At 43.5% G+C, this 8,085-nt stretch carries 7 protein-coding genes; 2 read left to right on the top strand and 5 right to left on the bottom strand.

The window, feature by feature from the left end:
* Positions 1-190: 190 nt before the first annotated feature.
* The 4 genes from DZ860_RS03545 to moeA all read right to left on the bottom strand — a co-directional run bounded on the left by DZ860_RS03545 (position 191) and on the right by moeA (position 3,588).
* Complete coding sequence (locus DZ860_RS03545; protein ID WP_120029507.1) at positions 191-1,018, bottom strand: sulfurtransferase; 828 nt, start codon at positions 1,016-1,018, stop codon at positions 191-193.
* A gap of 23 nt (positions 1,019-1,041) precedes the next feature.
* Complete coding sequence (locus DZ860_RS03540; protein ID WP_120029506.1) at positions 1,042-1,347, bottom strand: hypothetical protein; 306 nt, start codon at positions 1,345-1,347, stop codon at positions 1,042-1,044.
* Positions 1,348-1,587: 240 nt separating this feature from the next.
* Entirely contained in the window at positions 1,588-2,343 is a 756-nt protein-coding gene (moeB, locus tag DZ860_RS03535; protein WP_120029505.1) for a molybdopterin-synthase adenylyltransferase MoeB, read from the bottom strand.
* Between the two features lie 9 nt (positions 2,344-2,352).
* A complete protein-coding gene (moeA, locus tag DZ860_RS03530; protein WP_120029504.1) occupies positions 2,353-3,588 on the bottom strand; it encodes a molybdopterin molybdotransferase MoeA in 1,236 nt (411 codons plus the stop codon).
* A gap of 192 nt (positions 3,589-3,780) precedes the next feature.
* On the opposite strand from moeA, the gene folE reads away from it, so the two are divergent.
* Both folE and dbpA read left to right on the top strand, forming a co-directional pair.
* Complete coding sequence (gene folE, locus DZ860_RS03525) at positions 3,781-4,434, top strand: GTP cyclohydrolase I FolE (protein WP_120029503.1); 654 nt, start codon at positions 3,781-3,783, stop codon at positions 4,432-4,434.
* A gap of 117 nt (positions 4,435-4,551) precedes the next feature.
* A complete protein-coding gene (dbpA, locus tag DZ860_RS03520; RefSeq protein ID WP_120029502.1) occupies positions 4,552-5,928 on the top strand; it encodes an ATP-dependent RNA helicase DbpA in 1,377 nt (458 codons plus the stop codon).
* Between the two features lie 223 nt (positions 5,929-6,151).
* Here dbpA and dld read toward each other — a convergent pair whose 3' ends face one another.
* Complete coding sequence (dld, locus tag DZ860_RS03515) at positions 6,152-7,855, bottom strand: D-lactate dehydrogenase (RefSeq protein ID WP_120029501.1); 1,704 nt, start codon at positions 7,853-7,855, stop codon at positions 6,152-6,154.
* Between the last annotated feature and the right edge of the window lie 230 nt (positions 7,856-8,085).

Here is an 8,085-nt window from a genome sequence, read left to right as displayed (position 1 = left end):
ATTGAGATGATGTTCTTGGCAAAACTCAGCGGTAATCTGTAACTCTTTAGAAAACTCAGACATAAAAAAATCGGCCTCAACTATGTTGAGACCGATTATGAACCCTGCTCAGGATCGTTCAATTATTTAAAACGATCAGCATTAAGCTCTTGCTGGGTATTTTTAAATCATCGAATGTTGCTGTTGATGTTTATTCGATAGGGAGTGAGTGGTCTTGTCCCCATTCTGTCCAAGAACCATCGTAGACAGCAAAGTTGTGATAGCCACAAATTGCCGCCGCGACGAGTACAATGCACGCGGTGACTCCAGATCCACAACTAAAGATATACTGCTGCTTATTATCTGGAATATTGGCTTCGATGATGGGTTTTAGTGCCTGTGGAGATTTGAACTTGTGTCCATCCATCAGTTCAGCAAATGGCTGACAAACGGCATTGGGAATATGTCCAGAACGTAACCCCTCACGTGGCTCTGCAACTTCGGCATTAAATCTTGCTCGTGAACGCGCATCGACGGTTTGGCTTTCATCGTTAGTGATTTGTTCAGAGACATGTCGAGCATCGACAAAGTAAGTTGGGTTCAAGCTACCAGCGAAGTGACCTTGTGTAGTGACGGCTTTATATTGCTGAACTAAAGGTTGCTTTGCTTCTTTCCATGCGGTTAGGCCGCCATCGAGAATATAAACGTCTTTATGCCCCATTGCCTTGAACATCCACCAAGCTCTTGGTGACGCAAATGTGCCGCTGTTGTCATAAACAACGATGACAGAATCTTGATTGATCCCTAGAGCTTGAGCTTGCTGATTGAAATGCGCTTCTGTCGGCATCATATGTGGGAGAGGAGAAGCCGCATCACAAAATACGTTGTCATAATCAAAACGTAATGAATTAGGAATTAGATTCTCTTTGTCTTTTGGGCCTTCGGCTGGGATTTGAAAATCGATACTACAATCCAGTATCACAAGATTTTCTTGAGCTATGTGTTGAACTAACCAGTCGACAGAGATAAGTGGGTTCATTGCAGTTCCTTTGTCATTCGATATTAAGGGCATGATATAAATTGGTAGTTAGAGCGATTAAAGAGATCTTTTTTTAGTCCAAGTGTGGCCTGTTGGCTATTTGAACAGTCGATATGATTGGGTACGCTGATGACGATATTTTCATATTGTCCATTTTGTTTAAGTGATACCGTTACGAATCGACGCTGTCCGTCGAGCGATTGAGTAAGCGTGGTTTCAATGATCTTGGCACTCAACTGTGTTTGTTCTTTAGGGGTCACAAACAGTAATCCTAACAGTAGGATACCCATCAGTACTAAAGCGCTCAAAAAAATAATCGGCTTATCCACTTTAAACTTTTCCTACCTGAAATCGTCCGACTTGAAATCGTTCTGCTTGAAAATGTAGCGGTATGATTATGCTATACCATCCATTTTGCTATACCTGTCCTATCTAGAGTAGCGGAAAAACGAAAGATTTAGAGCGCTGTCTGCCATTGACGCGTCAAAGAGTCGAGAAAAAGACAAAAGCCAGCGTGATGCTGGCTTTGAAATCGTGCTACGGAAAGTGAATACCTTAGAGTGGCGCCTTTATTGAGTCGAGCAAACCACGCAACTTGGCATCTTCATCAAGTTCATTTCACGCCATGACATCGTCAGGGCATCTAAGATGAGAATTTTCCCTTGCTTTGGTTGGCCATAATTGGCAATCACTTTAATCGCTTCCATTGCCTGAACTGCGCCGACAATGCCAACGACAGGAGCCATAACACCCGCTTCGACACAGGTAAGGGCACCTGAACCGAAAAGACTACTTAAACATTGGTAACATGGCTCGTTGGGATCTTGATAGGTAAAGACACTGATTTGCCCTTCCATGCGAATTGCTGCGCCGGAGACTAATGGCGTTTTATTTGCATAGCAAAGTCGGTTGAGTTGGTTGCGCGTGTCTACATTATCACTGGCATCTAACACCAAAGAGTGCTGAGAGATTAAAGCGGCTAGGGCATCATCATCTAAGCGTTGATCAATGGTATCGATTTGAACGTGTGGATTTAACTCACGCAATGCTTCAGCAGCCGAATCGACTTTTTTCTTACCGATATCGCCGTCATGATGCAGGACTTGTCGCTGCAAATTCGATAGCTCAACGGTGTCAAAATCCACTAACGTCAACTTGCCAACACCTGCAGCCGCGAGGTATTGGCTCGAAGCGCAGCCCAAACCGCCAGCGCCTAAGATCAGAATGGAGCTCTGCTTTAACGCTTCTTGACCGTCAAAATCAAACTGCTTAAGAATGATTTGACGGTTATAGCGTAACATTTCCTGATCGGACAAAATCTCCAAGGCTTGCTCCTAGTACAGCGTTGAGTTAAATAGTTGAATGTTGACTGTTTCGCCAACTTCAACACGACCACGTTCTCGTTCTAACACGACAAAGCAATTAGCAAGGCTCATTGAACGGAATGCACCAGAGCTTTGGTTTCCAGTTGTTTCAACGACAAATTGACCGTTTTCAATGGTGTAAACACCACGTTGGTAATCAGTTCGACCGGGTGCTTTTTTAAATGCAGTCTTGGTAATAGCAGGGATTGATTCCGGTTCTTTCCACTCGGTGTGGCCGGCCAGTTTCGCAAGCATAGGTTGAACCAATACGTACATGGTTAATACCGCAGAAACCGGGTTACCCGGTAGACCACAGAACCATGCTGTCGATAGTTTACCAAAAGCGAAAGGTTTGCCTGGCTTGATGGCAAGCTTCCAGAAACCGATTTCACCTAATTCTTCTAAAATATCTTTGGTGTAGTCCGCTTCACCAACACTCACGCCGCCAGAGGTGACAACCACATCCGCCAAAGTTTGAGCCTGTTCGAATGTCGCTTTTAAAGTTTCAGGGCAATCAGGAATGATACCCAGATCGATCGCTTCACAGCCAAAGTTTTCGATAAGCGGTTTAATGCCATAGCGGTTGCTGTCGTAGATTTGACCATCTTCTAATGGCTCACCTAACGGTTTTAATTCATCACCAGTAGAGAAGAACGCGACTTTAGGTTTACGAACCACAGTGACATGGCTAACACCGAGCGTTGCGATCATTGGAATATCACGAGGAGTTAATCGCGCACCTTGCGGCAAGACCAAATCACCAAGGTTGATGTCATCACCTGTTGGTCTGATATTGTTTTGAGGCTTAACGTCAGTTTGATTAAACTGAATACCGTGTTCAGTGACTTCGGTATTTTCTTGCATGATGACGGCGTCACAACCCTCTGGGATTTTAGCGCCAGTCATGATGCGGATACATGTGCCTACAGGCCATTCACCATCGAACGGTTGACCTGCAAATGATTTACCCGCCATTGGCAGCGTTGTTGACTGTGCAAGGTCTGCAATACGAATGGCATATCCATCCATTGCAGAATTATCAAAAGGTGGTACGAAAATCGGCGACAAGATATCTTCAGCCAAAACGAAGCCCAAAGCTTCAGCGACTGGTAAACGTAATGTGGTTTGGATAGGTTTAATCCGCGATAGCATGTTTTCCATCGCATCTTCGAGAGGCATTAAGCCTGGAGCGTCACAGCAGCCCATGATGATTTCCTAACGTATTATAATTTGAGTGAACTTTATCATAAATTCTGCCTTGGCAATAATTCACTTTGTTGAACTCGTAAAAAGTGATGAACAAGGTATCAAATCATCAAAGAAATTAGGGATGTAATTCATATTGAATCCGAGTATCCTTACCACCCGCCGTTAAGGGGTTAGTTAAGAGGAAGTGGAATGTCAGGTCTTAGCAAGTCTGCACAATTGGTGAAAGCCGCCTTACATCAACGTGGTTTAGAAACGCCTATGGCGCCAAACCAAATTAGCCGTGAAGAGAAAAAAGAAAAAATTCAGCACCATATGCGTGAAATATTAACGCTATTGGAACTTGATCTTACGGATGATAGTTTAGAAGAAACGCCACAGCGCATCGCAAAAATGTATGTGGACGAAATTTTCTCAGGTTTGGATTATACCAACTTTCCTAAAATTACCGTTATCGAAAACAAAATGAACGTGAGTGAAATGGTTCGTGTGAAAGACATCACTGTAACCAGTACTTGCGAACACCATTTAGTTACGATTGATGGTCGCGCCGCTGTTGCTTATATTCCTCGTGGAAAAATTATTGGTCTTTCTAAGATCAATCGCATTGTTCGCTTTTTTGCTCAGCGTCCGCAGGTTCAAGAGCGTATGACGCAGCAAATTTTGGTGGCATTACAGACATTGTTGGAATCCGATGATGTTGCCGTCACTATTGATGCGACTCATTATTGCGTGAAATCACGTGGGGTGATGGATGCAACGAGTGTCACGACTACAACTGCACTTGGCGGGATTTTTAAAAGCAACCCAGCAACACGTGCTGAGTTCTTACATGGTTTACGTTAAGCTAACACACTAAATTTTTATTAAACCGCTTCATTGAAAGCGGTTTTTGTTTTTATTTCACAATAACTCGGTATAGTACGCGCCCCTATACCAAAAATTTCCATTAAGGACACCATTTTGACTGCTCCGTTTACTACGCTTTCTCTTAAGCCTGAATTGATTACCACTCTAGATTCTTTGGGCTACACCCAAATGACGCCGATTCAAGCTCAAAGTCTGCCTCTAGTGCTTGAAGGTAAAGACGTGATTGGTCAAGGCAAAACCGGTTCTGGTAAAACAGCAACGTTTGCATTAGGTGTGCTTAGCAACCTGAACGTGCAACGTTTCCGTGTGCAGTCATTAGTACTGTGTCCTACACGTGAATTAGCGGATCAAGTTGCGACTGAAATTCGTACATTGGCACGTGGTATTCATAACATTAAAGTACTGACGCTATGTGGTGGTATGCCAATGGGACCACAAATTGGTTCATTGGAGCACGGTGCACACATCTTAGTGGGTACACCGGGCCGTATTCTTGACCACATGACACGAGGCCGTATCAACCTAGACGAGCTAAATACGCTAGTACTTGATGAAGCAGACCGTATGCTTGATATGGGCTTCCAAGATGCGCTAGATGCGATCATTTCTCATGCACCAGTTCAACGCCAGACACTACTATTTAGTGCTACTTTCCCTAAAGAAATCGAAAAGATTGCTGCGAAAGTGATGCAAGAACCAGAAATGGTGAAAGTGGAATCGACTCACGAGACATCAACGATTGAACAACGTTTTTACCAAGTTGAAACTCAAGAAGACCGTGACGAAGCATTGAATGCTTTATTGCTAACGCTTCGCCCTGAGTCTTCAGTGATCTTCTGTAATACCAAAAAAGAAGTTCAAAACGTGACTGACGAACTGCATCACCGTGGTTTTAGCGTGATTGAACTGCATGGTGATATGGAGCAACGTGAGCGTGAGCAAGCGTTAACTATGTTTGCTAACAAGAGTATTTCAATTCTTGTTGCAACGGATGTAGCGGCACGTGGTCTGGACGTAGACAATTTGGATGCGGTATTCAACTTTGAATTATCACGCGATCCTGAAGTACACGTACACCGAATTGGTCGTACTGGTCGTGCGGGTTCAAAAGGTGTAGCAATTACTTTCTATAGTGAGAAAGAGCTACATCGCATCGCTCGTATTGAAGAGTACATGGGTATTGAAGCTCATCCAGCGACTCTACCAGAACCGACAGAATACAAACCACATTACCCAGCAATGCGTACTATTCAGATTCTAGGTGGCAAGAAACAAAAAGTTCGCGCTGGTGATATCTTAGGTACGCTGACTAAACAAGCGGGCATTGATGGTAAATTGATTGGTAAAATCAATATATTAGCGATGGTTTCTTACGTAGCCGTTGATAACTCAGTCGTTAAGTTGGCTGAGCAATCTCTTCAAAACGGTAAAATGAAAGGTCGTAGCTTTAGAGCTCGTATCATGAAATAGTATTGATAAAATCTATTTTGTAATAGAAGAAAGGCTCCGAGATGGAGCCTTTTTTGTACTTTTTAGTCTTTACTGATTTGCTGATTTGCCGATTTACGCACTTAAGCTTGGCTACTGCGTTAGTAAAACAAACCACGACCAAAACAACCACGACCAAAACCAACTACCCCAAGATATACCCGTGCTAGCGATGCTTTAGCCATAGTACTTTAATGACACAATATCAGTGGCAGCAGCTGCAATTGCGTTTGTATTTGCTCATCATTCCAATGCCCGGATTAAACGTATTTGTCGGGTCTAACTGGTGGTAAAAATCTTGCAATGATTGCTCAGCTTCATAGAGATGGCCCACATTGTGCTCCGCTGGGTATTTCGCCCCTTTTTGTGATAATAGCTCAAGCATTTGCGCTTTAATTTTCTTGGTATCAGCCCCTTTTTTGAAAATATAATCTTGGTGGAACACATGGCACATAAAGTGGCCATAGTAGAGTCCCATCACCAATTGTTCAGATATCTCTTTTGGCAATTTTTCGACCCAGTCAGGGTCATTGCGGCGCAGAGCGATATCAAGGGCAAGAATATCTTCTACATCCTTAGCGTGAATGGTTCCATATCGAATAGCAGCGCCCGCGGCAGCAAAGCGATGTAATAGAGCCTTTTTCCCCTCATCTGCGCTACACGCAAAGTAATCGGCACCTTGCTGCTGACTCCACTCATCTAGGTAAAGCTCGGCCTCTTTGATTCCCTCGTCACTCATTTTGAGAATCAAATGATGTTCGTACTGATCGCGGAAAGTCAGCATCCTTTCAGGTAAGTGCTGTGGAAATAACTTACTCAGATAATAGAGAGTAGTGTCGGGTAAAGTTTTTGATACGTAAGGTAGCCGTTCGAGCAGACTTTCGACTTTTGCCTTTAATGCAAAGAACTTAGGTAAGTTGTCGGTGCCAAGATGATGAATCGAGAGGAATACATCCTTGCCATACACCTGAGCGAGATTGAAAATATCACGGTGCATGTATTCACCCATTTCAGGCAACTGAGCAAAGTTTGCCAGCATATGGCGTCTCAGGTCGGTCAGTTTTTGTGGATCATCTGTTCCGATATAAAAAATTTGTTCTTTTTGCGCGACAGGGTAGCTGTCGACCCGAACCGCAAAAACGGCAAGCTTGCCAGCACAGCCACTGGTTTCGAAAAGGCGTCTTTGGTCAGCATTAAATCTTGATGGAGTCTCTGAATCCACATCACGAACCCGCTCTTGGTATTCACGATCGGATGCCATTCTGTCATCGTGCTGAATCTGAGTTACGTCAAATTTACCGTGTTCGACATTGTGGAGAATCTCTTCTGGGGTTGAACCTAATCCATCGATCCCTAGGTGATTGATGAGTTGTAATTCTCCCTTGCTATTCACTTGAGCATAAAGAGCCAACTCGGTATATGCCGGGCCACGTTTGACCAATGCGCCACCGGAATTATTGGCAATCCCCCCGACCACTGTGGCACCAATTGAAGAAGAGCCGATAACTGAGTGAGGGGTTCGGTTGACCGACTTCAGTGTTTTTTCAAGTTTGTGTAAACTACAACCGGGTAGGCTGATTGCTTGTTTACCCTCATCAATGAGATGGAGTGTGTTAATTCGAGTGATATTGATGATGACAACATCGCGATCATAATCACTACCACTTGGCGCAGAACCCTCAGTAAGACCGGTTTTAGCAGCCTGCATAATAATGATGCAATTTCCATCAACCGCAATTTGTAATAGCTTCCACTGCTCAATAAGTGTGGAGGGGAAGAGTACGGCTAAGGCTTCACCTCGTCCAGAACGAAAGCCGGAACGGTAGTACTCGGTTTTTTTGTCTTCGGTCAGAACATTCTCTGAACCGACAACATCGATAAACTGGTTGATTAGAGGGTGATTGTTCATGAATGTCCTTATTCGTAGTTCACTGCTTATTAATAGCGAGCCTCCAGTTTAGAGACAATAAAGAACTCAATCGAGGACCAAGCTCAGATATAAATTAAATTATTTTTATTGGTACATCGTTAATTTCTCAATAAGTTTTTATTATTCAAATGGTTAAAGTAGGGTTTGTTGATGATTATGGCATTTATACTAAAAGATAATTTCCAAAAATGAGATAAAAAAGAGCATTG

The organism is Vibrio sinensis, from assembly GCF_003605645.1.
Lineage (GTDB): Bacteria > Pseudomonadota > Gammaproteobacteria > Enterobacterales > Vibrionaceae > Vibrio > Vibrio sinensis.
This window is presented reverse-complemented; position numbering and strand designations above follow the sequence as displayed.